Origin of the sequence: Citrobacter sp. Cf072 (assembly GCF_030334485.1) — a bacterium.
Classification (GTDB): Bacteria; Pseudomonadota; Gammaproteobacteria; order Enterobacterales; family Enterobacteriaceae; genus Citrobacter; species Citrobacter freundii.
In genome coordinates this window covers 399,753-423,927 of record NZ_JAOWDX010000047.1, presented here as the reverse complement: position 1 = coordinate 423,927, position 24,175 = coordinate 399,753, and the positions used below count along the sequence as shown (strand labels likewise).

26 protein-coding genes, 1 pseudogene and 1 other annotated feature are annotated in these 24,175 nt (G+C 52.0%); of the genes and pseudogenes, 16 read left to right on the top strand and 11 right to left on the bottom strand.

The window, feature by feature from the left end; genetic code table 11:
* Window positions 1-21 precede the first annotated feature (21 nt).
* The 13 genes from OGX66_RS20670 (at window position 22) to OGX66_RS20610 (ending at window position 10,280) form a co-directional block, all read left to right on the top strand.
* On the top strand, window positions 22-486 hold the full coding sequence (locus OGX66_RS20670) for a BMC domain-containing protein (RefSeq protein WP_049002267.1): 465 nt from the start codon (window positions 22-24) through the stop codon (window positions 484-486).
* Window positions 486-1,118, top strand: coding sequence for a phosphate propanoyltransferase (locus tag OGX66_RS20665; protein WP_003839005.1), 633 nt, complete (start codon window positions 486-488; stop codon window positions 1,116-1,118). Before OGX66_RS20670 ends, OGX66_RS20665 begins: the two co-directional genes overlap by 1 nt.
* Window positions 1,115-1,606, top strand: a complete 492-nt coding sequence (gene pduM, locus OGX66_RS20660) for a microcompartment protein PduM (protein WP_003844248.1) — start codon at window positions 1,115-1,117, stop codon at window positions 1,604-1,606. The genes OGX66_RS20665 and pduM overlap by 4 nt, the downstream gene beginning before the upstream one ends.
* Before the next feature lie 3 nt (window positions 1,607-1,609).
* Window positions 1,610-1,885 carry a EutN/CcmL family microcompartment protein gene (locus OGX66_RS20655; protein ID WP_003030211.1) on the top strand — a complete coding sequence of 92 codons (276 nt, stop codon included), beginning with the start codon at window positions 1,610-1,612 and terminating at the stop codon, window positions 1,883-1,885.
* Window positions 1,886-1,893: 8 nt separating this feature from the next.
* Window positions 1,894-2,901: a two-domain cob(I)yrinic acid a,c-diamide adenosyltransferase PduO gene (gene pduO / locus OGX66_RS20650; protein ID WP_088903318.1), complete on the top strand. Its 1,008-nt coding sequence runs from the start codon at window positions 1,894-1,896 to the stop codon at window positions 2,899-2,901.
* Window positions 2,898-4,283, top strand: a complete 1,386-nt coding sequence (pduP, locus tag OGX66_RS20645; protein WP_003844250.1) for a CoA-acylating propionaldehyde dehydrogenase PduP — start codon at window positions 2,898-2,900, stop codon at window positions 4,281-4,283. Before pduO ends, pduP begins: the two co-directional genes overlap by 4 nt.
* Before the next feature lie 10 nt (window positions 4,284-4,293).
* Window positions 4,294-5,406 carry a 1-propanol dehydrogenase PduQ gene (locus OGX66_RS20640; RefSeq protein ID WP_088903316.1) on the top strand — a complete coding sequence of 371 codons (1,113 nt, stop codon included), beginning with the start codon at window positions 4,294-4,296 and terminating at the stop codon, window positions 5,404-5,406.
* The gene (pduS, locus tag OGX66_RS20635) at window positions 5,403-6,758 is read left to right on the top strand and encodes a cobalamin reductase PduS (protein ID WP_003838995.1); all 1,356 of its coding nucleotides are present in this window, start codon (window positions 5,403-5,405) and stop codon (window positions 6,756-6,758) included. The genes OGX66_RS20640 and pduS overlap by 4 nt, the downstream gene beginning before the upstream one ends.
* A gap of 2 nt (window positions 6,759-6,760) precedes the next feature.
* A complete protein-coding gene (gene pduT / locus OGX66_RS20630) occupies window positions 6,761-7,315 on the top strand; it encodes a propanediol utilization microcompartment protein PduT (RefSeq protein WP_003030201.1) in 555 nt (184 codons plus the stop codon).
* Window positions 7,315-7,665, top strand: coding sequence for a propanediol utilization microcompartment protein PduU (gene pduU / locus OGX66_RS20625; RefSeq protein WP_003030198.1), 351 nt, complete (start codon window positions 7,315-7,317; stop codon window positions 7,663-7,665). The genes pduT and pduU overlap by 1 nt, the downstream gene beginning before the upstream one ends.
* A 4-nt stretch (window positions 7,666-7,669) precedes the next feature.
* A complete protein-coding gene (pduV, locus tag OGX66_RS20620) occupies window positions 7,670-8,122 on the top strand; it encodes a propanediol utilization protein PduV (protein WP_270932359.1) in 453 nt (150 codons plus the stop codon).
* On the top strand, window positions 8,107-9,321 hold the full coding sequence (locus tag OGX66_RS20615) for an acetate/propionate family kinase (RefSeq protein WP_003030191.1): 1,215 nt from the start codon (window positions 8,107-8,109) through the stop codon (window positions 9,319-9,321). Before pduV ends, OGX66_RS20615 begins: the two co-directional genes overlap by 16 nt.
* Window positions 9,322-9,413: 92 nt before the next feature.
* A complete protein-coding gene (locus OGX66_RS20610) occupies window positions 9,414-10,280 on the top strand; it encodes a GHMP family kinase ATP-binding protein (protein WP_003844259.1) in 867 nt (288 codons plus the stop codon).
* Window positions 10,281-10,320: 40 nt separating this feature from the next.
* Here the strand turns inward: OGX66_RS20610 and OGX66_RS20605 are convergent, their stop codons facing one another.
* The 7 genes from OGX66_RS20605 to phsA form a co-directional block, all read right to left on the bottom strand.
* Complete coding sequence (locus tag OGX66_RS20605; RefSeq protein ID WP_003030187.1) at window positions 10,321-10,656, bottom strand: DUF496 family protein; 336 nt, start codon at window positions 10,654-10,656, stop codon at window positions 10,321-10,323.
* A 238-nt stretch (window positions 10,657-10,894) separates the two neighbouring features.
* Window positions 10,895-11,953: an FUSC family protein gene (locus OGX66_RS20600; RefSeq protein ID WP_003844262.1), complete on the bottom strand. Its 1,059-nt coding sequence runs from the start codon at window positions 11,951-11,953 to the stop codon at window positions 10,895-10,897.
* 107 nt (window positions 11,954-12,060) lie between these two features.
* The gene (gene sbmC / locus OGX66_RS20595) at window positions 12,061-12,528 is read right to left on the bottom strand and encodes a DNA gyrase inhibitor SbmC (protein ID WP_003838984.1); all 468 of its coding nucleotides are present in this window, start codon (window positions 12,526-12,528) and stop codon (window positions 12,061-12,063) included.
* 123 nt (window positions 12,529-12,651) lie between these two features.
* Window positions 12,652-13,824 (bottom strand): serine-type D-Ala-D-Ala carboxypeptidase DacD, encoded by a 1,173-nt coding sequence (dacD, locus tag OGX66_RS20590; RefSeq protein WP_049002261.1) that lies wholly within the window; start codon window positions 13,822-13,824, stop codon window positions 12,652-12,654.
* Between the two features lie 139 nt (window positions 13,825-13,963).
* Complete coding sequence (phsC, locus tag OGX66_RS20585; RefSeq protein ID WP_049002260.1) at window positions 13,964-14,731, bottom strand: thiosulfate reductase cytochrome B subunit; 768 nt, start codon at window positions 14,729-14,731, stop codon at window positions 13,964-13,966.
* Window positions 14,728-15,306, bottom strand: a complete 579-nt coding sequence (gene phsB, locus OGX66_RS20580; RefSeq protein WP_003838976.1) for a thiosulfate reductase electron transport protein PhsB — start codon at window positions 15,304-15,306, stop codon at window positions 14,728-14,730. The genes phsC and phsB overlap by 4 nt, the downstream gene beginning before the upstream one ends.
* Window positions 15,307-15,320: 14 nt before the next feature.
* On the bottom strand, window positions 15,321-17,594 hold the full coding sequence (phsA, locus tag OGX66_RS20575) for a thiosulfate reductase PhsA (protein ID WP_003838975.1): 2,274 nt from the start codon (window positions 17,592-17,594) through the stop codon (window positions 15,321-15,323).
* Window positions 17,595-17,994: 400 nt separating this feature from the next.
* Here phsA and sbcB point away from each other — a divergent pair, with 400 nt between their 5' ends.
* Window positions 17,995-19,419, top strand: coding sequence for an exodeoxyribonuclease I (sbcB, locus tag OGX66_RS20570; protein ID WP_049002259.1), 1,425 nt, complete (start codon window positions 17,995-17,997; stop codon window positions 19,417-19,419).
* Window positions 19,420-19,478: 59 nt separating this feature from the next.
* Here sbcB and plaP read toward each other — a convergent pair whose 3' ends face one another.
* The 4 genes and pseudogenes from plaP to OGX66_RS20555 all read right to left on the bottom strand — a co-directional run bounded on the left by plaP (window position 19,479) and on the right by OGX66_RS20555 (window position 22,905).
* Complete coding sequence (plaP, locus tag OGX66_RS20565; protein WP_003030167.1) at window positions 19,479-20,840, bottom strand: putrescine/proton symporter PlaP; 1,362 nt, start codon at window positions 20,838-20,840, stop codon at window positions 19,479-19,481.
* Window positions 20,830-20,892, bottom strand: a complete 63-nt coding sequence (gene yoeI, locus OGX66_RS24560; protein ID WP_099045591.1) for a membrane protein YoeI — start codon at window positions 20,890-20,892, stop codon at window positions 20,830-20,832. Before yoeI ends, plaP begins: the two co-directional genes overlap by 11 nt.
* Window positions 20,893-21,054: 162 nt before the next feature.
* Window positions 21,055-22,039 (bottom strand): annotated as a pseudogene (locus tag OGX66_RS20560) (LysR family transcriptional regulator).
* Window positions 22,040-22,080: 41 nt separating this feature from the next.
* Window positions 22,081-22,905 carry an SDR family oxidoreductase gene (locus OGX66_RS20555; protein WP_088903313.1) on the bottom strand — a complete coding sequence of 275 codons (825 nt, stop codon included), beginning with the start codon at window positions 22,903-22,905 and terminating at the stop codon, window positions 22,081-22,083.
* Between the two features lie 174 nt (window positions 22,906-23,079).
* On the opposite strand from OGX66_RS20555, the gene hisL reads away from it, so the two are divergent.
* Window positions 23,080-23,127 (top strand): his operon leader peptide, encoded by a 48-nt coding sequence (hisL, locus tag OGX66_RS20550; RefSeq protein WP_100250077.1) that lies wholly within the window; start codon window positions 23,080-23,082, stop codon window positions 23,125-23,127.
* Window positions 23,103-23,225: a sequence feature (His leader region), on the top strand. Its footprint overlaps the gene before it by 25 nt.
* Before the next feature lie 45 nt (window positions 23,226-23,270).
* A complete protein-coding gene (gene hisG / locus OGX66_RS20545; RefSeq protein ID WP_003834191.1) occupies window positions 23,271-24,170 on the top strand; it encodes an ATP phosphoribosyltransferase in 900 nt (299 codons plus the stop codon).
* Window positions 24,171-24,175: the final 5 nt, after the last annotated feature.

Below are 24,175 nucleotides of genomic sequence, written 5' to 3'. Positions count from 1 at the left end.
GTTGCAACCAAGGAGCACAGCGTGAAGCAATCACTGGGATTACTTGAAGTTAGTGGTCTGGCATTAGCCATCAGTTGCGCGGACGTCATGGCGAAAGCCGCCTCCATCACGCTGGTGGGCCTCGAAAAAACCAACGGCTCAGGCTGGACGGTGATCAAGATAATCGGGGATGTGGCCTCCGTCCAGGCGGCCATTTCCACCGGTGTCAGTTTCGCTGACCAGCGAGATGGACTGGTGGCTCACAAAGTCATTTCCAGACCCGGGGACGGGATCCTGTCGCATAGTGTTGTCCTGGAGCCTGAACCAACGCCCGAACCCATACCAGCCATACCGCATGAAGAGATAATTGTAGACCATGCGGCACCCGAAGCGCCTCAAGATGCAGAATTGATTAGCTGCAATTTGTGTCTTGATCCTGCCTGCCCTCGCCAAAAAGGTGAGCCGCGCACACTTTGTCTTCACTCCGGCAAACGAGGTGAAGCGTGATGGATAAACAGCAACTGGAAACCACTGTCGCTAAGGTTCTGGATGAAATGCGCGAGCGCCCGATTCCGCTGGGGATCTCTAATCGGCATATTCATCTGTGCGCTGAAGATTACGGTCGCTTGTTTCCCAATCACCCAATTAGTGAGAAAAAAGAGCTGCTGCAGCCAGGGCAATATGCAGCAGAGCAGACTGTCACGCTGGTGGGGCCAAAAGGTCAGTTAAAAAATGTGCGTTTACTCGGTCCGCTGCGCAATACCAGCCAGGTCGAAATTTCCCGTACTGACGCCCGCACGTTGGGAATTGCTGCTCCGCTGCGGATGTCGGGCAATATTCAGGGCACACCCGGTGTTCGTCTTGTCAGCCCATTTGCTGAACTGGACTTAGCATCCGGGGTGATCGTTGCCCAACGGCATATCCATATGTCGCCGCTCGATGCTCTGATTCTGCGAGTTTCCCATGGTGATAAAGTCTCGGTCGCCATTAATGGCGATGAACGTCGACTGATTTTCGATAACGTCGCCGTACGCGTTTCGCCGGATATGCGCCTCGAAATGCATATCGATACAGACGAAGCCAATGCTGCAGGCGCTGATAATCCCCAGGCATTCGCCACACTGGTGACCTCACGATGAACAACGAACTGCTGCAACGCATTATCGAGGAGGTTGTTTCCCGATTAAAAAAACGCGCGGAAAGCACGCTCACTCTTAGCGTCGCGCAGTTACGGGAAATCGATTCACGGACAGTATGCTGCCAGTACTCGTCGCTCCATCTCCAGCAAGTGGACCTGCCATTACTGGAGCAAATTGCCGAAGGCTGCCCAGTCAACATGTCGGTGGTAACGATTCACGACGTGCTGGCATGCGGAGTCCGCGTGAAGATTTCACTACAACACCGATTGTTACCCGCAATCCCCGTGAAAAAACTAGCGCGTCTGCCGCTGGAATTCAGTGACGAACTGGGGCGAATCATCTTTTTGCATCCTGAGAAGCTTCTCAGCTATGCCGACGTCGCCCAATTGAGGGATGGCGTACTGGTGCTACGCCGTCGATGTGTCGTGACGGCTCTGGCTCAGGAAGCTGTCAGTCTGCGAAATGTCCAACTAATTAAGCAGGAGTGAGCTATGCATCTGGCACGGGTTACAGGCGTTGTGGTTTCCACGCAAAAATCTCCATCACTGGTGGGAAAAAAACTGTTGCTGGTACGTCGGGTAAGTGCTGACGGAGAGCTTCCTGCGTCTCCAGTGAGTGGAGATGAAGTCGCTGTTGATTCTGTCGGCGCGGGGACCGGCGAACTGGTATTACTCAGCAGCGGGTCCAGCGCCAGACACGTTTTCTCCGGCCCTAATGAGGCCATTGATCTGGCTATCGTCGGCATTGTCGACACGCTTTCTCGTTAGGAGGAACTATGGCGATTTATACCCGCACAGGTGATGCCGGAACAACAGCCCTATTTACCGGACAGCGCGTGAGCAAAACGCATCCGCGCGTGGAAGCCTACGGTACGCTGGACGAACTGAATGCGGCGCTTAGCCTGTGCGTTTGCGCGGCGAAAAACCCTCAGCACCGGCAGTTACTTGATAATATCCAGCTGCAGCTTTTTTGGTTCAGCGCCGAACTGGCAAGCGAAAGCGAAGAACCGACGCCAGAGCAGCGCTACATCAGCTCAGAAGAAATTGCGGCACTGGAAGCTGCCATCGATATCGCAATGGGAAGAGTACCGCCCCTGCGCAGCTTTATTTTACCAGGCCGCAGCGAAGCCGCCAGCCGACTGCACTTTGCCCGAACTCTGACACGCCGCGCAGAGAGACGACTGGTCGAGCTGTCCACCGAGATCTCCGTCAGACACGTGCTGATGCGTTATATCAACCGCCTGTCCGACTGCTTATATGCGCTTGCACGAGCAGAAGATCATGACGCCCATCAAAACGAAATCATTGAGAAAGTGGCTGAGCGCTATCTCGCTGCCGTTCAACCACCAGCCACAAAGGAGCCGACTATGTCTCTGTCTTTTCAGGAGCTCCACCAACTCACTCGCGCTGCGGTGACGAGAGCAGAAGAACTTCAGGTTCCGGTCGTCATTAGTATTGTTGATGCGAATGGGACCCAAACGGTGGCCTGGCGCATGCCTGACGCATTACTCGTGAGTAGCGAACTGGCACCGAAAAAAGCCTGGACTGCCGTGGCGATGAAAACCGCCACTCATGAGCTGACATCAGTAGTACAACCAGGCGCCGCGCTTTACGGTCTGGAAAGCCATATGCAGGGAAAAGTCGTCACCTTCGGTGGCGGGTACGCATTATGGCGTGAGGGTTTACTCCTCGGGGGTCTTGGCATCAGCGGAGGAAGCGTTGAACAGGATATGGACATTGCAGAAACGGCCATTGCGGCGATTAACGTGAGAACACATCAATGAATACTTCAGAACTTGAAACCCTTATTCGTAACATTTTGAGTGAGCAACTCGCCCCGGCAAAAGCAGAAGTTAAGGGTAACGGTATTTTTCCGTCCGTTGGCGAAGCGATCGATGCCGCTCATCAGGCTTTTCTGCGTTACCAGCAATGTCCATTGAAAACCCGCAGCGCCATCATAAACGCCCTACGCGAAGAACTGACGCCTCATCTTGCTTCACTGGCCGCTGAGAGCGCTGCCGAAACGGGTATGGGCAACAAAGAGGATAAGTTCCTTAAAAATAAAGCCGCGCTGGACAACACTCCGGGTATCGAAGATCTCACCACCACGGCGCTAACCGGCGATGGCGGTATGGTGTTATTCGAGTATTCACCGTTTGGCGTGATTGGTTCTGTCGCCCCCAGTACTAATCCGACAGAGACCATTATTAACAACAGCATCAGCATGCTGGCGGCAGGGAATAGCGTTTACTTCAGTCCGCATCCGGGTGCTAAAAAGGTTTCACTCAAGCTGATTGCCATGATTGAAGATATCGCTTTCCGTTGCTGCGGAATTCGTAATCTTGTCGTCACTGTCACAGAACCCACTTTTGAGGCTACCCAGCAGATGATGGCGCACCCTAAAATCGCAGTTCTGGCGATTACCGGTGGCCCAGGCATTGTTGCTATGGGCATGAAAAGCGGGAAAAAAGTCATCGGCGCAGGTGCAGGAAATCCACCCTGCATTGTTGATGAAACGGCTGACCTGGTTAAGGCGGCGGAAGATATCATCAATGGCGCATCCTTTGATTACAACCTCCCCTGCATTGCTGAGAAGAGCCTGATTGTTGTTGATGCCGTTGCCGAACGACTGGTTCAACAGATGCAGTCTTTTGGTGCGATGCTTCTCAATAGAGAAGAGGTAGACAAACTGCGAGCCGTCTGTCTACCAGAAGGCATAGCCAATAAAAAACTGGTAGGTAAAAGCCCGGCAACCTTACTGGAAGCAGCAGGAATACCAGTTCCGGCAAAAGCACCTCGATTACTGATAGGCATCGTCCAGGCGGACGACCCGTGGGTTACCAGCGAGCAACTGATGCCAATGCTCCCCGTCGTAACGGTGAGCGATTTTGATAGTGCATTAACGTTGGCCCTGAAGGTTGAAGAGGGATTGCATCACACGGCCATTATGCATTCGCAAAATGTGTCACGTTTGAACCTTGCCGCGCGCACGCTTCAGACCTCCATCTTTGTGAAAAATGGCCCCTCTTACGCCGGGATCGGCGTTGGTGGTGAAGGCTTTACAACCTTCACTATTGCGACGCCAACCGGTGAAGGAACAACATCTGCGCGCACTTTCGCACGCTCTCGTCGTTGCGTGCTAACAAACGGTTTTTCTATTCGTTAATGGGGCCGTTATGAATAGCTTTTCACTGCAAACTCGATTGTACAGCGGCCAGGGAAGTCTGGATGTGCTCAAGCGCTTCACGAATAAGCATATCTGGATTATTTGCGATGGTTTTCTCGCGCGTTCTCCCCTGATTGAAAAGCTGCGCAACGCTCTGCCAGCGGATAACCGCATCAGCATTTTCAGAGATATCACCCCCGATCCCACCATCAGCACTGTAGTTCAAGGGATTGCACAAATGCAGTCCCTGCGGCCGGACATCGTGATGGGTTTTGGTGGCGGCTCAGCACTGGACGCCGCAAAAGCCATCGTCTGGTTCAGCCGCCAGTTCGGTATTGAAATTGAAACCTGTGTCGCAATTCCCACTACCAGCGGTACGGGCTCCGAGGTAACCAGCGCCTGCGTGATTAGCGATCCGGATAAAGGCATTAAATATCCATTGTTTAATAATGCGCTTTATCCAGACATGGCCATCCTTGACCCAACGCTGGTCGTCAGCGTACCGCCAGCCATAACCGCGAATACCGGCATGGACGTGTTAACGCATGCGTTGGAGGCATACGTGTCCACGAAGGCCAGCGACTTCACCGATGCACTAGCTGAAAAAGCGGCTCAAATCGTCTTCCAGTATCTGCCTGTCGCCGTCAGCAAAGGCGAATGCCTGGCAACCAGAGGGAAAATGCACAATGCGTCAACGCTCGCGGGAATGGCATTTAGTCAGGCTGGACTGGGGATCAATCATGCGATTGCCCATCAGTTGGGCGGTCAGTTTCATCTGCCACACGGACTTGCCAATGCGCTGCTGCTGACCCATGTCATTCATTTTAATGCTCGCGATCCGCGGGCTGCGAAGCGCTATGCCCGTTTCGCTAAAGCCTGCCATTTATGCCCGGATAACGCGAACGATACAGCGGCATTGAATGCGCTCATTCATCATATCGAGCTACTCAAAAAACAGTGTGCGTTGCCTTCTTTAGTTGACGCGTTTAAAGACGGAAAGCAAGCCTGGTCGCAACGTATCCCGTCGATGGTTCAGGCCGCGCTGGCTGATGTCACGCTGCAAACCAATCCTCGTGTTGCCGACGCCAGTGCCATGCAGGAACTGCTTGAGGAATTATTATGAAGACAGCCATGACGGCAGAGTCCACGCTCTATGATGCGCAGACAATTCGCGAACGCGTTCGCGCAGCGGGTGTTGTCGGAGCCGGAGGCGCAGGCTTTCCTGCTCACGTAAAATTACAGGCGCAGGTCGATACTTTTCTGGTCAATGCGGCTGAATGTGAGCCAATGCTGAAAGTTGACCAGCAGTTGATGGCCGTCCAGGCTGAGCGACTTATCCACGGCGTTCAATATGCCATGACGGCTACCGGAGCCAGTTCCGGAATTATTGCGCTCAAAGAGAAATACCAACAGGCTATCAATGCATTAACGCCCCTTCTGCCTGCCGGGATCCGCTTACATATTTTGCCCGATGTCTACCCGGCAGGTGACGAGGTTCTGACCATCTGGATGGCAACAGGCCGGAGAGTTCCGCCTGCCGCGCTGCCTGTCAGCGTCGGCGTAGTGGTTAATAACGTCCAGACAGTGCTCAACATCGCGAGAGCAGTTGAGCAGCAGTACCCGGTTACGCGTCGTACCTTGACCGTTAACGGCGCAGTCGCCAGTCCCATCACACTCACAGTCCCTATCGGAATGTCTTTACGTGACGTTCTGGCGCTGGCCGGGGGTGCAACCGTTGACGATCCCGGCTTTATTAACGGTGGTCCGATGATGGGCGGCCTGATTACTTCACTGGATACCCCAGTCAGCAAGACCACCGGGGGCCTGCTGGTTTTGCCTAAATCTCATGCGTTGATTCAGCGGCGGATGCAGGATGAACGTACCGTGCTTTCCGTTGCAAAAACCGTTTGCGAGCAGTGCCGTTTGTGTACGGATTTGTGCCCAAGGCATTTGATCGGTCATGAATTATCCCCGCATCTGCTGGTTCGTGCGGTTAATTATCAGCAGGCAGCCACGCCGCAATTGCTGCTCACGGCCCTGACCTGCTCAGAATGCAATGTGTGTGAAAGCGTTGCCTGCCCAGTTGGGATTTCGCCGATGCGAATCAACCGCATGCTTAAACGCGAGCTGCGGGCGCTCAACCATCGTTATGAAGGGCCGCTAAATCCTGAGGATGAAATGGCGAAGTACCGGCTGATCCCGGTTAAGCGCCTTATTACCAAACTGGGCCTTAGCGACTGGTATCACGATGCGCCACTGGCTGAGACTGACTACTCCACAGACAAAACGACGCTGTTGTTACGCCAGCATATAGGTGCCAGCGCTATCCCATGTGTAGAACAAGGCGAACGCGTTGTTCGCGGTCAATGCGTTGCCGATGTGCCGTCCGGTGCATTAGGCGCGCCTGTTCACGCCAGTATTGACGGTATTGTCAGCGAAATCACTGAGCAATCCATCACGGTAATAAGAGGTTAATCATGTCTCAGGCTATAGGGATTTTAGAACTCACCAGCATTGCCAAAGGAATGGAAGCTGGCGATGCCATGTTAAAAAGCGCGAATGTGAATTTACTGGTCAGCAAGACCATCTGCCCGGGAAAATTTCTACTCATGCTCGGTGGTGACGTAGGTGCCGTACAACAGGCGATTGCCACTGGAACATCTCTTGCTGGCGATATGCTCGTTGATAGTCTGGTACTCCCCAACATTCATGCCAGCGTACTCCCCGCAATCAGCGGACTAAACAGCGTAGATAAGCGCCAGGCAGTTGGTATTGTCGAAACATGGAGCGTTGCTGCCTGCATCTGCGCCGCCGACAGGGCGGTTAAAGCCTCCAACGTCACGCTGGTCCGCGTCCATATGGCATTTGGTATTGGCGGCAAGTGCTACATGGTCGTTGCCGGCGATGTATCCGATGTGAATAACGCGGTAACGGTTGCCAGTGAAAGTGCGGGTGAAAAAGGCCTGCTGGTTTACCGCTCGGTCATTCCTCGCCCGCATGAAAGCATGTGGCGACAGATGGTGGAGGGATAATGGAAAGGCAACCCACCACGGATCGAATGATTCAGGAATATGTACCTGGCAAACAGGTCACATTAGCGCATCTTATCGCTAATCCGGGTAAGGATTTGTTCAAGAAACTGGGATTACCTGATTCGGTTTCTGCGATCGGTATTCTGACCATTACCCCTAGCGAAGCCTCAATCATCGCCTGTGATATCGCCACGAAATCAGGGGCGGTAGAGATTGGTTTTCTCGACCGGTTTACCGGCGCGGTGGTACTGACGGGCGATGTTTCAGCCGTTGAGTACGCGCTGAAACAGGTAACCCGAACGCTGGGCGAAATGATGCGTTTTACCGCGTGTCCCATCACCCGGACGTAATCTCATGAAACGTATCATGCTAATTGGTCCCAGCCAGTGCGGTAAAACGTCGCTCACGCAGTGCATGCGCGGAGAGGTGCTCCACTATCAGAAGACCCAGGCCATAGTCTGGTCTCCTACGACAATAGACACACCGGGTGAATATCTTGAGAACCGCTGCCTGTACAGTGCGCTGCTGGTCAGCGCCTGTGAAGCGGACATTATTGCGCTGGTACTCAATGCTGACGCGCCGTGGTCACCATTTTCTCCCGGTTTTACCGGACCAATGAACCGACCCGTTATTGGCCTCATTACCAAAGCCGATTTAGCCAACCCGCAGCGTATTTCTCTTGTGGAGAGCTGGTTAGTTCAGGCTGGCGCGCAAAAAGTATTTGTCACCAGCGCGCTGGAGAATACCGGGGTCGATGAGATGTTCATTTTTCTGAATGCAAAGGAACCTTCATGTCTCACAAAATAATGGCCATTAATGCAGGTAGTTCCTCGCTTAAGTTTCAACTACTGGCGATGCCGCAGGGTGAAATGATCTGCCAGGGGTTGATAGAACGTATCGGTTTGTCTGATGCACAGGTCACCCTAAAAACACCAGCGCAGAAATGGCAGGAGACTTTGCCTGTAGCAGATCACCGTGAAGCCGTAACGTTGCTTCTGGAAAAACTGCTCAACCACCACATTATCAGCAGTCTGGAAGAGATCGACGGCGTGGGCCACCGCGTCGCACACGGCGGGGAATCCTTTAAAGACTCCGCCCTGGTAACTGATGAAACGCTGGCAGAAATCGAGCGCCTCGCGGAACTGGCTCCTCTGCATAACCCAGTAAATGCGTTGGGGATCGCGGTATTCCGCCAGCTATTGCCCAAAACGCCAGCCGTTGCAGTGTTCGACACCGCGTTTCATCAAACGCTTGATGAGCCTTCTTTCATCTATCCCCTGCCCTGGCGTTACTATGTCGAGTTGGGTATTCGTCGTTACGGTTTTCATGGTACCAGCCACAAATACGTTAGCTCACAGCTTGCTGAAAAACTGGGTGTGCCACTCAGCGCCCTGCGCGTTGTTTGTTGTCATCTGGGCAACGGCAGCAGCATCTGCGCGATCAAAGGCGGACAATCGGTGAATACGTCAATGGGCTTTACACCACAGTCTGGCGTGATGATGGGCACGCGAAGTGGCGATATTGATCCATCCATTTTGCCCTGGATAGCCCTGCGAGAAGGCAAAACACCCCAGCAGCTCAACCAATTGCTCAACAATGAGTCCGGATTGCTCGGTGTTTCTGGCATCTCACCTGACTACCGCGACGTTGAACATGCCGCAGATACGGGCAATCACCAGGCTGCGCTGGCGTTGACGCTTTTTGCTGAGCGCATTCGTGCCACCATTGGTAGCTATATTATGCAGATGGGCGGTCTGGATGCCCTGGTGTTTACCGGTGGTATTGGCGAAAACTCCGCACGGGCGCGCGCTGCGATTTGCCGTAACCTGAATTTCCTGGGTCTGGCCGTTGATGAGGAAAAAAATCAGCGTAATGCCACCTTCATTCAAACGGAAAATGCGATGGTCAAAGTAGCAGTGATTAATACCAATGAAGAGCTAATGATTGCGCAAGACGTTATGCGTTTAGCGATATCTGAAACTGTGACATTGGGCATTCCTGCATAATACTGCCGCACCGCAAATTGCGGCAAATCATGGTAATAGCGCGATCGCCATGACACTATGCGCCGAGGATTGCTGATCACATAGGTGAAGACGTGGCTGTTGCGCAATGTCCCGCATCGTGCGGAGAACTTATCCAGGGCTGGATTCTGGGCAGTGAGAAATTGGTCTCCTGCCCGGTTGAATGGTATAGCACCGTTGAGGTCACTTCAGGTTCACCGCTGACAGATGAACGTCCACTTTCGCGGGCAATGGTTGAGAGGTTATTGCTGCACTGGCAATACCCGGCACACATGAGTCAGGATATCCGAATAGATGTCCAGTCAACCATTCCTGTCGCTAAAGGGATGGCCAGCAGCACAGCGGATATCGCCGCCACGGCAATCGCCACGGCACAGTATCTGGGGCATCAGCTAGACGAATCCACTCTGGCGCAGCTTTGCGTTTCGCTGGAACCTACCGACAGCACCGTTTTCCGCCAGCTTACGCTGTTCGATCATAACGACGCCTCCACGCAAATTGCCTGTGAATCCCAGCCACAACTCGATCTGCTGGTTCTCGAAAGCCCGGAAACCTTGCTTACTGCTGATTATCACCGTACTCCACGTCAGTCAGGGCTACTGGCGGGCGCCCCAGCTCTGAAACGCGCATGGGAAAAGGTACAGGAAGCCTGTATCAGTCAAAACCCTTATCGGATGGGCGAAGCCGCCACGCTGAGCGCGATCGCCAGCCAGTTGCTGTTACCTAAACCAGATTTTGATTCACTATTAGCACTGGTAGAAGAATGTGATTTATACGGCGTCAACGTCGCGCACAGCGGCAGCGTCGTCGGTCTGATGCTCGACAGAAGGCGTCATGATGTGGACTACATTAAATGGATGCTGACGCAGAAAAAATTGACAGTGCACTGGCCGGAACAACATTTGTTGCGGATGGTAACTGGCGGGGTCGAACTGCAATAAGGGCCGCCGCTAAGCAGCGACCCAAACGAGCATAAAATCGTTACTCAGCTTTCGCATCGGCGTTTTTCACTTCGCCCATCGCTTTCAGCTTTTTAGAGATGTCGCGGCGCTCTTTAGAGATCTCAGCGTTTTTGATGATGTAATCATCAACACGATCTTCATAATCGCTTTTCATGCTGGCGATAATGCCCTGAATCGCTTCCACGCTCATTCCAGGCTTGATGTAGTCGCTCAGGTTGTCCAACAGCAGAACGCGTTTCTGGTTGTCACGGATCTTTTTCTCAACGTCCTGAATTTCACGTTGCAGTTTGTTTTTACGACGGAACAGACGAACAAATTCCAGCACGTCCTGGAAAGAAGGCTTGGTAGTTTCCATTTTTACACCCCTGATAATGTGAGATTCGGATTCGTTAAAACAACGGCTAAAGTGGGTCAACATTACTTTCATGCCCGCCATACTTCAAGTTGCATCTGCATCGACAATGCATGGTTGAAACCTGAATTATCGAGGGTAAAGCCATTGCAGTTACCAATGGTTTTAGCCTTTTTCAGTATCATACCTCTAATCTTTGCTGAATCGAAGCAGCAGTAGAACCTATCGCCTCATCTGCTCTTTATTTGCGCAGCGCGCGACAGATTAAATGTGAGAGCAACTCCAGCTGTCGCGCCATTTCCATGTTCAACCAAACGTAGCCGTGAATGGGCGTTTCTGCGACATTATCGCCTTTATGCTCAGCAATGAGCTGACGCAACTCCGCCACGGTGTCATTGAGCTTTTCCGTATTGGCAAGCACCGGCTGCGGATTTCCTTCGTACAAGGCGTGGGTTATGGTCAGTAGCGCCTGCTGCGTCCTGAGCTGAGTTTCACGCAAAGTTTGTGCATTCAGCATGACAAAATGGCTGGTGCGGCTGGCCCAAAGCGCATTAATTTGCAGCTCAAGCATGCAGACCAGATTGCGGTTAACCGTTTGAATAGCCTCAAAAATGGATTTTTGAATACGGGTTTCTTTACTGGCGGGAACGATGAGTCCGCGCATTTTGACAACGTCGCTTAAGAGCTGCTGTAAATGCTTCTCAAGCCGCGGTTGCTCAAGCAAATTAGGGGATAGCGCGGCCTGATACACCCGATTGTATCCCGTCACACAATGTGCCAATTGGATACGCCAGTGTATAAATGCCCGCTGCGGCCAGATGCCAGTAAACAGCATCGCCAGTAACGAACCCAAAATAACGTCGCCACCGCGCCATAACGCGGTATTCATATCTCCGGCAGGCGCCCCCACGACCACGGCAAGCGTAATGCCAATCAGCAGCGCCTGATACGGCCTTTTACCCAACGCCAACCAGCCACAGAGGAACATCGCCACCGCGCACCAGATCAGCATTAGCGGAAGCGAAAAGAGTTCCAGACGCAGGGCAATCAATCCAAGCACCGAGCCCAGGATCGTTCCGCCTATACGCTCAAACGCTCTGGGAACAACGTTACCCCAAAAAGAAATTGGCCCCATAATCACCACCAGCGTGATCAGAGGCCATGTACCTTCGGGAATGTTTAACAGGCGTACCAACAGAAAAGTAAGAAGAAACGCCAGCGCAATGCGAATGCCATGCACCACACGATAATGACGATACAAACGAATTTCAAAAGGACTCAGCGACTTATCTGCACGCACTCATGCACTCCGTCAGGGAATAGCAAAGAAGCGAATTGTACCTGTTTTTACGGTGAAAACATCATCCTGATGACCAGGACATTCATCCTGATTTACACCAAAAACAGTTACTTCAACTGTACCGGCACGTACATTTCAATGTCCCAGTAACCGTCCTCCATGCCGTTGTTCAGATAAACTTCAAAACAGGGTTTAGCGGCTATCGCATACGTCGAATCCTGCATCAGGCGCTCAAAAAACTGATACCACGGCGTCGCGAAGTCATGATTTTCAACGCGCGCAACGGCTATAGCATAGTCGCCACCTGCCAGCTCGGTCTGGATCACCCCTTCACTGTTTTCCGGGATCTCAAAACCTTCAGGCACAGACACCACGGTATCACAACGCAGTTTTTCCGCCGGAACAACGTCAGGATTGTCGTAATAAACGGCTATCCATTCCAGCGGTACGATCTGCTTACCGTCGACCCACATCATTAACTGTTCGAAACCTTGCTTTACCGTTTGTTCCCACGGTCCAACCATATGGAAACCGGCAATTATGCGTTTCTCGACCTGCTTTATCTCGTACTCCATATAACCTCCGTTATTACACTGTATTTATATACAGTGTAATTTTTAGGTATGACGGCCACAAGGAATCAGTGATTATTATGTGAGCAGATTCGCACTCTTGCCATTCAGGCACATCAGGAAAAACTACGCCTTATGGCGGAAGTAATCGCTCAGACGCGAGAAGACGCCACCTTCGTTGACAGACTCCAGCGTAACCAGAGGCCAGTGCGCCACCAGTTTATCCCGATCGTAGAGTTCAATTTCCCCCACACGTTGATGGGCAGCGATGGGGGCGACCAGTTCTTTCTTATCAAGAACATATTTTGCCTTGATATTCGCGACTTCGGCTTTAGGCAGGGCCATCCAGAAATCCTGCTCTGTGCCAAGGCTAATTTTTTCTTTATCGCCATACCAGATCCGTTCAATACCGACCTGCTTACCGCTACGTAAAACCTGCACGGTATCGAAGTTCTTTTGTCCCCATTGCAGCAGTTTTCTCGCCTGGGCTTCACGTCCTTTCGCACTCTCCGCCCCCATCACAACCGCAATCAGGCGGCGCTGCCCATCAACAGCAGAAGCAATCAGGTTGAATCCAGCGCCGGAGGTATGTCCAGTCTTCAGACCGTCGACGTTCATGGTTTTATCCCACAACAAACCGTTACGGTTTTGCTGCGTGATTCCGTTCCAGGTAAGGCTTTTTTCACTGTACATATGGTAGAAATCCGGCTCTCCATGGATGATAGCTCGCGACAGAACGGCCAGATCGTAAGCTGAGCTATGCTGACCTGGCGCATCCAGACCATGTACCGTTTCAAAATGCGTGTCACGCAGGTTCAGCTTTTGCACATAGTTGTTCATCATCGCGACAAACTGTGGCTGCCCTCCGGCGATGTAATCCGCCAGCGCCACACAGGCATCATTACCGGAATCAACAATTAACCCGCGACTCAGGTCGCGCACAGAAACGCGATCCCCTTCTTTCAGGAACATTAAGGATGAACCGACGAATACCGGATTATCTTTCGCCCAGGCGTCGCGCCCAACGGTGACAATATCTGTCGGACTAATACGCTTGCTGTCGATTGCGCGATCGACAACATAGCCAGTCATCAGCTTGGTCAGGCTGGCAGGGTTGCGCTGCTGGTGTTCATTTCCGGCTGTCAGGATTTGGCCCGTGGTGTAATCCATTAATACCCACGCTCCGGCATTAATCGCAGGTGGCTGTGGGGAAAAGCTTACGACCTCGGTCGCGTACGCGGGCGAAAAACTCATCGCAAAGAGTGAAGCGGCAATAAACAAACGGCGTTTCAACAGCATGTCCTCAGGAAATGGAAAAATAGCCGTTCTTTTTACGGAAGTTCTGGCGAACAAACATGGATAAATTGCAAGAAAATGTGACATAAGGCACATTTTCTTGCTGTAAGGAAAGGTTTTCAGATATCAACCGCGGCGGGCATTAGCCTTTGCGCGGTGCTGTATCTGCGTGATGGCTGCGATGACGATGATAGCCATCTATCATGCTGCGGAAAATTTGCCCCGGTGTGTCACCCAGCGTGCACAGGTAAATATGTGCACAGATGAACAGTAAGCCGACAATCGCCAACACCATATGCAGCACCAGCATCACAGGCCCTGCCCCTATTACCTGCGGGTAGAGACATAACAACCCGGTAATGATCAACAGCGGAACCAGCGCATACATGATGGCCAGATAAGCCAACTGTTGTAGCGGGTTAAATTTACTCTCTGCCGTTGCTGCAAACGGGTGCGGCTCACCTTTCATGATGCCATACAGATAAAAGCGCGTTTGCAACAAGCAGCGTGATATCAACCCGTTAAACTTCACCCGATAATGACAACCGTTGCCGCTGGTTGCGTTGATTAGCACAAAACCAACCCAGAAGGCCAACAGGGCGAAACCGCACCAGGTATGTACCTGCACCATCAATACCACCGGTCCGACAGAGAAGTGTCCAAACAGGCCACTCAGCAGAAGCAGGATAAAAAGCAGCGCATTACCCCAGTGCCAGCGGCGAACTGCCAGCGAATAGAGGTAATCCCGATGTTCTTCTCCAGTTGCTGTTTTGGGTGACAACATCCGACGTAACAGCGCGTGTATAACCAGGCCCGCAATCATCAGCACAATAACAACGCCTGCATAAATGAGCCACAGCGGCCAGTAGTCCGGCGCATAGTTAAGCTCTGCTCCCCAGATAGAATTCATGCTTTACCCTCCTGATGGATCTCTTTACGCCGATAAACACTCACCGGGCCGCTACGCGTATCCTGCTGGCGATAAACCTCTTTTTGATTTATCCAGTGCTGAATTTCCGGGTCGTCACGACGACCAAATTTCAGCGCATCTGTCGGGCAAACGGAAACGCAGGCGGGCGATTGTCCAGTCTCCAGTCGGGTATCTGCACAGAAGTTACATTTGTCGGCAATTCCCGTTTGCGGATTGAGATAACGGACGTGGAACGGACAAGCGGCAACGCAATAGTCACAGCCAATACAGCGAGACTTATCCACTTGCACAATGCCATTTTCGTCGCGAAATGACGCACCGGTCGGACAAACGCTGACACACGGCGCATCTTCACAATGCTGACAGGAAACGCGAACAAACTGGAAGTGGGATAGCACCTCGGGTTCATGTTCGGGTGAACGGATCTGCACCTGTAGACGGCTAAATCCCTCTGGCACGTCATTCAAAACTTTGCAGGCAACCGTACATGCCTGACAGCCGATACAGCGTTTCTCGTCATGCAGCATGACATAAGGGTTTGTTGCTTGATTCATGATGTTCTCCTTTCTCATGCCCGACGAAGCGTAACGCCAGCGGTGTGCACCACTGTACCGGAAACCGGACTGGTGACATGCGGAAGCAAATTACCGCAATGGATACCGTGCGTTGTCGCCGCGGTTTTGGCTCCCGCCTTGGCGCCAAACCCCATATAAACAAACAGCGTATCGGGCCGAATTCCGGCGGTGACCAGCGCTTTGCCTTTTTCTTTACCGGTCGCATTCTCCAGCCAGATGTCATCGCCGCTTTTGATGCCTTTTTCACGGGCCGTTTGCGGGTGGATCCACACCGCGTTGTCCCACATCAACTCACTAAGCAGTGGCACGTATTGCGTCGCACCGTTGGTATGAACCGCCACTTTTCCCTGGATAAAATAGAGCTCACTGTCGCCTTTGAGCGCAAAATTGCGCGCGCGCGGAATACCGTAGCCAGGCAGGAGCGTTTCCAGCTCTTCAGAATAAAGTTCTATTTTTCCTGACGGAGATTTAAAGCGCAGTTGCTCGCCATAGGTACCATCGCTGTCAACCGCCACCGCGCCCGGATAGCGTTCCACAAACTGACGCACCGCTTCAGGTTCACGCAGCAGTAACGGAACACCCCACTCCCGATACCCTTTCTCACGCAGTTCAGCAGACAGCGCATGATCGCCATTAAGCTGGTATAACTGACGCGTTTGCATATCCTGCCATGGGTAGAATTGCCCAAGGCCTAACTGCACGGCCAGCTCTTTCCAGATTTGCCAGCTTGGACGCGCATCACCAATAGGTTCTACTACCTGCTGGCGCAGGGCATAAGCTGGGTTCAGACCCGACATGTCTGAAACTTCTTCATCGCGCTCAAGGTAAGTACATTCAGGCAAAAGGTAGTCGGCATACGCCGCGCTTTCGCTTAGATAGACATCACAACTGACCACAAGGTCGAGCTGTTCAACGGTTTTGACCAGATCCGGTCGGCAGGTAACGGTTTGGAAAGGGTTGTGTCGGGACATAATCCATCCCTTCACCGGATAAGGCGTCTGGTTTAACACAGCATCAATGATGCTTTGCACCACACCACCGCCCGCCGCGATGTACTTAAACTGCGGGGCTACCAGATCGATACGCTGCGCCGTTGGCTTGGGTAATTTGACATCGGGTTTTGCCAGCACCGGAGCGACCTTCTCTCCGGCCAGCTTATTATAAGTTGCCGCCGCTTTTTTCTGGTATAAACCGCCTTCACGCTCAATATTGCCAAGCAGCACATTGAGGGTAAAAATCATGCGCCGCATATCAATTTCTTCTTGCGAGAACGTCGCACGATGGCCCGGGCTGACGATAGCATGAGGCGCGCAGGCGGCCATTTCTCGGGTGACCCGAACAATGACATCAGCAGGCACATCAGCTTGCTTTTGCGCCCATTCCGGCGTGGTCTCTTGTACTGCTTCTGCCAGTTGGTCAAACCCTGTGGTGTAGCGCGCAACGAAGTCCGCGTCATACAATTTTTCATTGATCATGACGTGACACATGGCCATCAACACCGGCAAGTCGCCGCCCGGTTTGAGCGCATGCCATTCATCCGCCTTGCTGGAGAAGACGGACAGACGAGGGTCGAAGCTGACCATTTTTGCGCCCTTTTCCTGCGCCATCATCAGTTCATGCGTTTCGGCAACCTCAATTCCTTCATAAAGGTTGTGACCAAAAGAGACCATATAACGGGTATTGGCGATATCCATGGCCAAATCGCCGCCCATCATCACTTTGGCGGCAATCGATTTTCCGGCCGGGCATGTCGACGCGTGCGTAAAGGTGTTTGGCGATCCGAAAGCCGTCGCCAGTTGAAATAAATGCCCTGAAAGCGAACCGGATTTAGAAGAAAACACGACGCCCTGAGGACCATGTTGCGTTTTGATTGCCGTCATTTTTTCGGCAATTTCTTTATACGCTTGTTCCCAGCTAATAACCTGCCATTCTCCGCTCCCGCGAGGTCCTGTGCGTTTCATGGGTTTAACAATGCGATGAGGGTCGTTGACCAGGCTAACGCCGCTGCCGCCACGAGCGCAGACACGCGTGCCTTGTTGAGGAGCATTAGGGTTCCCTTGAATAAAAACCGTTTTGTTATTAATTACCTGCGCCTGTATCGGGCAACGATAAGAACACATTTCACACAAACTTGGCGTCAGGGATGTTTTCCCTTTGATACTCTCAGGAGAATTTCGTGCCAGTGCGCCTGGCGGAAAACTGCCTATCGCACAGGCTGAACAGCCTATACCCACTCCTCGCAAAAAATTACGCCGACTAATGCTCATATAACCTCCTGTTATTAGATATATCCAATGATTATATGGCGTTTAGAATATTTATTTTTTACATCAATCACATTTCATTACAATGCATGACAGCGAATTGACACAAATAAAAACTCTTTGTTTATAAAAGACTTTTAAAGTTTCCAGAACACAATAAAAGAAGAAGAAAATAACAATAATGGTTATCAATTAGATTGTTTACAAATCCGCAACTCCAAGATATTTTATTTCCGTAATTTATTTTAACAGTGCGGAATTTATTTATTAATTCTATAAAAGTCCTGTTTATCTCAACTTTATTGCGTACACAATCCAGCTTCGATAATACCATAGCTGATTATCTCACTATTTTTTGGTATTCTTGGACGAGCGCTAAATTGATCCCGGACATAACTGAACAATGAATGACGGCAAGCAGCAACCTGGTTTTCTCTTCCACGATTACGAGACCTTTGGCACCCATCCGGCGCTGGACAGACCCGCGCAATTTGCGGCTATCCGCACAGATAATGATTTCAACATCATCGGTGAACCAGAAGTCTTTTATTGCAAACCCGCGGACGATTATCTGCCGCAGCCTGAGGCGGTGTTGATTACGGGTATCACACCGCAGGAAGCACGTGAAAAGGGAGAGAATGAAGCCGCTTTTGCTGCGCGCATCCACGCCCTGTTCACCGTGCCGAAAACCTGTATCCTGGGCTATAACAACGTGCGCTTCGATGATGAGGTGACGCGCAACATCCTGTATCGCAATTTCTACGATCCCTATGCCTGGAGTTGGCAGAACGATAATTCGCGTTGGGATCTGCTGGATGTGATGCGCGCCTGCTATGCCCTGCGCCCTGAAGGCATTAACTGGCCGGAAAACGACGACGGCTTACCCAGCTTCCGCCTGGAGCATTTGACTAAAGCCAACGGTATTGAGCATGCCAATGCTCACGATGCGATGGCGGACGTATACGCCACGATCGCAATGGCGCAATTAGTGAAGTCGCGCCAGCCGCGTCTGTTTGATTATCTCTACAGCCATCGTAATAAGCACAAGCTGGCCGCACTGGTTGATGTCCCGCAAATGAAACCGCTGGTCCATGTCTCTGGTATGTTCGGCGCATGGCGCGGTAACACCAGTTGGGTGGCGCCATTGGCGTGGCATCCGGAGAATCGTAACGCAGTTATTATGGTCGACTTAGCTGGTGATATTTCGCCGCTGCTCGAACTCGACAGCGACGCCCTGCGCGAGCGGCTCTACACGTCTAAAGCGGATCTGGGTGATAACCCGGCCGTACCGGTTAAATTGGTGCACATCAACAAATGCCCGGTACTGGCACAGGCGAATACCCTGCGTCCGGAAGACGCCGACCGTCTTGGCATTAACCGCCAGCATTGTCTGGATAATCTTAAAGTTCTGCGCGAAAACCCGCAGATACGCGACAAAGTGGTCGCGATCTTTGCCGATGCGGAACCCTTTACACCATCAGATAACGTGGATGCCCAACTGTACAACGGCTTTTTCAGCGATGCTGACCGTGCAGCGATGAAAATCGTTCTGGAAACCGAACCACGCAATTTACCGGCGCTGGGTATCTCCTTTGTCGATAAGCGCATTGAAAAACTGTTGTTTAATTACCGTGCACGTAACTTCCCGGGAACGCTGGACGAAGCTGAACAGCAGCGCTGGCTGGACCATCGTCGCCAGGTATTCACACCGGAGTTTTTGCAAAATTACGCCAATGAATTGCAGCTATTGAGCCAGCAATATGCGGATAACAAAGAAAAGTTGATGCTGCTGAAATCACTCTGGCAGTATGCCGAAGAGATTGTATAAATCCCACGTATAAAAAAACGGAGAACATGTCTCCGTTTTTTTTCAGCTAAATGCAGTTATTACGCGATATCTTCGTCGTACTGTGGGACCGGGTTGCGGAAGCTTTTGGTCACGCAAGCAAGGTAGATCAGACCGATACCCGCCCAGATCAGGCCCAGAACCATTGAGCTTTCTTCTAGGTTCACCCACAGCGCGCCAACGGTCAGCGCACCGCACATTGGCAGGAACAGGTACTGGAAGTGATCTTTCAGCGTCTTGTTACGCTTCTCACGGATCCAGAACTGGGAGATTACCGACAGGTTAACGAAGGTAAATGCCACCAGCGCACCAAAGTTAATCAGCGCCGTCGCCATCACCAGGTCGAAGTTGATTGCCAACAGAGCAATCGCCCCAACCAGAATGATGTTCATGGACGGAGTACGCCATTTCGGGTGTACATAACCGAAGAAGCTTTTCGGGAATACGCCGTCACGACCCATCACGTACATCAGACGCGCAACGCCTGCATGCGCCGCCATACCGGACGCCAGTACGGTAATGGTAGAGAAAATCAGCGCGCCGACCTGGAAGAACTTACCGGCAACATACAGCATGATTTCCGGCTGCGAAGCATCTGGATCCTTAAAGCGCGAAATATCCGGGAAGTACAACTGCAGCAGATAGGTGGAGACGATAAAGATCAGGCCACCAATCAGCGCAGTCAGGAAAATCGCACGCGGGATCACGCGCTCAGCGTCTTTGGTTTCTTCTGACAGGTTGCTGATACCGTCAAAACCGGTGAACGAGAAGCACAGGATGGTCGCACCGGTGATCATCGGGATCACGTGCGCATCACCGGACCAGAATGGACGACTGCTCGCCAGCGTACCGGCACCTTCCCCTTCGAACACGCCATAAACGACCATGCCGAGGATCACCGCAATCAGCACCACCTGCAACAACACGATCACGGTGTTGAAATTCGCAACGGATTTAAGGCTGCGCAGGTTGAAGGCTGTCATAAAGGCCACCAGCGCCACCACGAACATCCAGGATGGAATCGAGGGCACCAGCGCTTCAAAATAAATTTTCGCTAACAGAATGTTGATCATCGGGGCGAACAGGTAGTCCAGCAGTGATGACCAACCCACCATAAAGCCAACTGTCGGGCTAATGGATTTCTGGGCGTAAGTGTAGGCAGAGCCTGCAGACGGATAGCGGCGTACCAGTTTACCGTAGCTCAGTGCGGTAAAAAGGATGGCGATCAGTGCAAAGGCGTAAGCTGTCGGGACGTGACCATCGGTCATTCCTGATACGATACCGAATGTATCGAACAGCGTCATCGGCTGCATATAGGCAAGGCCCATCATGACAACCGGAACCAGCGTAAGCGTTTTACGTAATTCCACGCGAGAGGTGTTTGGAGTAGCGTTATGCGACATGGTTATCCCCCATTACGGCGAAAACCGTCGCGTAAGCAAAAAATTGCCCCATTTTTTGTTAATCCTCAGCGACAACAACTGTCGATTTTTAAGTAAGTATCTATCCGGTACGAAGCCCGGCCTCTTTTATGAATGATTGGTTTGATGCAAAAAAATAACCGACGCGTATTAAAACGTCGGTTAATGTCATTTTTTGCAAGCGGCGTATTTTGCACTAAATTGGGGAGAAATAACAAGAGATTGAAGTGGCCACAAAAGAATATTTTTTCTTAACTGATTGATTTGTCAGCAGCCGTTTTAACATACACCCCCGCAATAGCACTATTTGCTAAAATTTCATCTCGCCACCAGGCACTGGCCAACCCGGCGGTCTGTTCATTCCAGCCTATCCACACGGGTTCAAGGACAATTTGCGCAACCACTTTTTTCTCAATCAGTGCGCCGCTCTCCAGAAATCGCTGCGCCAGATAGCGCGGAATATAGCCACATCCCAGGCCGCTGATTTGTAGTTCCAGCTTGGTTTTGAAGTCAAAAACGGTAATGGCTTCCTGATCGTCAAGCACCTGAGAACCTGAGACATTGGCATGCTGCGCATTGTCGCCCACTACAATGGCGCGAAAACGGCGAATAGTGCGACGATTTAACGGTTCCTGTTCCTGCGCCAGCGGGTGATGCGGCGCAACCACAAACACCTGTTCCAGAACCCCCAGCCGTGCAAAGCCAAATTCGCTCGCTGCAGGGGGTTCATGCATGGCACCGACAATAATATCCGCCCGGCCCTGAATTAGGGCATCCCATGAGCCGCCCAGCACGCCATTGATAAATTTCAGACGCGTCACGCTGTGGTGTTGATAGAAAGACTCGATGAGTGGGGCCAGCAATGAAAAGGGAAAGGTATCATCTACGCCAATAACCAGTTCATTCTCCCAGCCTTCGTGTAGTTTAATGGCCTGCTTTTCGAGTTCACGGACGGTATGCAGCACCTCCCGCCCCTTTTCCAGCAGCATCTGTCCGGTGCGGGTGAACTTAGCCCGGTGCCCGCTGCGATCGAGTATCTGAATATTAAGATCGCTTTCCAGCTTATGGACGGTGTAGCTAAGCGCAGACGGCGTCTTAAATAATTTTGCCGACGCCGCCGCGAAACTGCCCTCTTTTTCTAAGGCATCGAGGATGATAAGAACGTCCAGCAGTGGTTTCATACTCGCCCCCTGGCGGTATACAGCGGCACTCTGCTGGCTTGTCACTCCATCGGCATCACCAGCGGATCAGGATACTGGTACTCAAACCCAAGCTCATTACAAATACGGTTGCCATCAATGACTTTACCTTTACCGTTATCCGTACCGTCGCGAAATTCCGGCGGCTCCATCCCCAACTGGCGGGCCATCTGCGGATAGAACACGTTACGCGCCGGATGCATAGGCGCACATATATTATAGATGTGTCCCCCTTTAGGCGCTTGCAGCAGTAACGTGATGGCAGAAACCACATCGTCCAGATGCACCAGATTGACGCCATGATGTCCGTCTGGCGCCGTCTTGCCGGCAAAGAAGCGACCAGGATGTCTTCCCGGACCAACTAACCCGGCCAGACGCAAAATATCCACCGACGTGCCAGGTAAATTGTGCAACCAGTCTTCAAGTTCTTTCAGAACACGACCACTTACCGTGACCGGATTACGCGGCGTCCCCTCTTTCACTGTTCCTTGAACGTCACCATAGACTGACGTAGAACTGGTAAAAATAATCCGAGGGATCCGATACGCCAGCGCGCTGTCGACCAGTTCCTGCATTGCCTGCAGGTAAAATGCTTCCCCAGGACCGCTACGGCGTGCAGGCAGCGTAATAACCAACGCATCGGCGTCCATCAGTGCGTCGAGATCGTCAGCCTCACAGACCAGTTCAGGTTCCAGGCGCAGCGAGTAACTCTCGATACCGCTCATGCGGGCCGCTTCCACCCCATCCAATGTGGTTTTGCTGCCGGTAACCTGCCAGCCTCTCGCCGCCAGCGACATGGCTAACGGCATGCCTAACCAACCTAATCCGACAATTGCGACCTTTTTCATGCCTTCTCTCCTGACTTTTGGCCTATAACGCAAGGCTACGCCAGCCCACGGTGGCTGACAATTCATAGTATCAATATGAAATGAATTAATGATCAAAAAAAGCCCTTGCTTTCCGTAGCTAAAGTGGTTTAGGTTAAAAGACATCAAATGAATAAACATTCATCGAGAAAATTTATGACACGCGCTCAATTCAAACACCATCATCACCATCATCCTGACTAGTCTTTCAGGCGATGTGTGCTGGGAGACATTTAAATCTTCCAGCGGTGCATGAGCGTATGAGAAAGCCCCCGGAAGATTTCTTCCGGGGGCTTTTTTTTGTGCGTGACCCAAACTGATTCAGACAGGATAACGAGGAATAAAGAATGTTAGACAACACCCGTTTACGCATAGCTATGCAGAAATCTGGCCGTTTAAGCGATGATTCACGCGAATTGCTGGCCCGTTGCGGCATTAAAATTAATCTTCACACCCAGCGCCTGATTGCAATGGCAGAGAATATGCCTATCGATATTCTGCGCGTACGTGATGACGATATCCCGGGTCTGGTGATGGATGGCGTTGTTGACCTCGGCATCATCGGGGAAAACGTTCTCGAAGAGGAACTGCTCAACCGCCGCGCACAGGGTGAAGACCCTCGCTATTTTACCCTGCGCCGTCTTGACTTCGGCGGCTGCCGTCTCTCGCTGGCTACCCCGGTTGATGAAGCCTGGGATGGCCCGGCAGCGCTGAACGGTAAGCGTATCGCTACCTCTTACCCACACCTGCTCAAACGCTATCTCGATCAGAAAGGGGTGTCGTTTAAATCCTGTCTGTTGAATGGCTCTGTAGAAGTCGCACCTCGTGCAGGCCTGGCAGATGCGATTTGCGATCTGGTGTCCACCGGCGCAACGCTTGAAGCCAACGGTCTGCGTGAAGTGGAAGTCATTTACCGCTCTAAAGCCTGCCTGATTCAGCGCGACGGCGAAATGGCCGAAGCCAAGCAACAACTGATCGACAAACTGCTGACCCGTATCCAGGGGGTGATTCAGGCACGCGAATCCAAATACATTATGATGCACGCGCCGAGCGAGCGTCTGGACGAAGTTATCGCCCTGCTGCCTGGCGCTGAGCGCCCGACCATTCTGCCGCTGGCCGGCGACCAGCAGCGTGTTGCCATGCACATGGTCAGCAGCGAAACCCTGTTCTGGGAAACAATGGAAAAACTGAAAGCGCTCGGTGCCAGCTCAATTCTGGTGCTGCCAATTGAGAAGATGATGGAGTGATAGCC

Excerpts from the sequence above, each read along its gene's own strand:
- OGX66_RS20665 (WP_003839005.1), top strand. The coding sequence starts at position 486 with ATGGATAAACAGCAACTGGAAACCACTGTCGCTAAGGTTCTGGATGAA.
- pduM (WP_003844248.1), top strand. The coding sequence starts at position 1,115 with ATGAACAACGAACTGCTGCAACGCATTATCGAGGAGGTTGTTTCCCGA.
- OGX66_RS20655 (WP_003030211.1), top strand. The coding sequence starts at position 1,610 with ATGCATCTGGCACGGGTTACAGGCGTTGTGGTTTCCACGCAAAAATCT.
- pduO (WP_088903318.1), top strand. The coding sequence starts at position 1,894 with ATGGCGATTTATACCCGCACAGGTGATGCCGGAACAACAGCCCTATTT.
- pduP (WP_003844250.1), top strand. The coding sequence starts at position 2,898 with ATGAATACTTCAGAACTTGAAACCCTTATTCGTAACATTTTGAGTGAG.
- OGX66_RS20640 (WP_088903316.1), top strand. The coding sequence starts at position 4,294 with ATGAATAGCTTTTCACTGCAAACTCGATTGTACAGCGGCCAGGGAAGT.
- pduS (WP_003838995.1), top strand. The coding sequence starts at position 5,403 with ATGAAGACAGCCATGACGGCAGAGTCCACGCTCTATGATGCGCAGACA.
- pduT (WP_003030201.1), top strand. The coding sequence starts at position 6,761 with ATGTCTCAGGCTATAGGGATTTTAGAACTCACCAGCATTGCCAAAGGA.
- pduU (WP_003030198.1), top strand. The coding sequence starts at position 7,315 with ATGGAAAGGCAACCCACCACGGATCGAATGATTCAGGAATATGTACCT.
- pduV (WP_270932359.1), top strand. The coding sequence starts at position 7,670 with ATGAAACGTATCATGCTAATTGGTCCCAGCCAGTGCGGTAAAACGTCG.
- OGX66_RS20615 (WP_003030191.1), top strand. The coding sequence starts at position 8,107 with ATGTCTCACAAAATAATGGCCATTAATGCAGGTAGTTCCTCGCTTAAG.
- OGX66_RS20605 (WP_003030187.1), bottom strand. The coding sequence starts at position 10,656 with ATGGAAACTACCAAGCCTTCTTTCCAGGACGTGCTGGAATTTGTTCGT.
- sbmC (WP_003838984.1), bottom strand. The coding sequence starts at position 12,528 with ATGGAGTACGAGATAAAGCAGGTCGAGAAACGCATAATTGCCGGTTTC.
- dacD (WP_049002261.1), bottom strand. The coding sequence starts at position 13,824 with ATGCTGTTGAAACGCCGTTTGTTTATTGCCGCTTCACTCTTTGCGATG.
- phsC (WP_049002260.1), bottom strand. The coding sequence starts at position 14,731 with ATGAATTCTATCTGGGGAGCAGAGCTTAACTATGCGCCGGACTACTGG.
- phsB (WP_003838976.1), bottom strand. The coding sequence starts at position 15,306 with ATGAATCAAGCAACAAACCCTTATGTCATGCTGCATGACGAGAAACGC.
- phsA (WP_003838975.1), bottom strand. The coding sequence starts at position 17,594 with ATGAGCATTAGTCGGCGTAATTTTTTGCGAGGAGTGGGTATAGGCTGT.
- sbcB (WP_049002259.1), top strand. The coding sequence starts at position 17,995 with ATGAATGACGGCAAGCAGCAACCTGGTTTTCTCTTCCACGATTACGAG.
- plaP (WP_003030167.1), bottom strand. The coding sequence starts at position 20,840 with ATGTCGCATAACGCTACTCCAAACACCTCTCGCGTGGAATTACGTAAA.
- OGX66_RS20555 (WP_088903313.1), bottom strand. The coding sequence starts at position 22,905 with ATGAAAAAGGTCGCAATTGTCGGATTAGGTTGGTTAGGCATGCCGTTA.
- hisG (WP_003834191.1), top strand. The coding sequence starts at position 23,271 with ATGTTAGACAACACCCGTTTACGCATAGCTATGCAGAAATCTGGCCGT.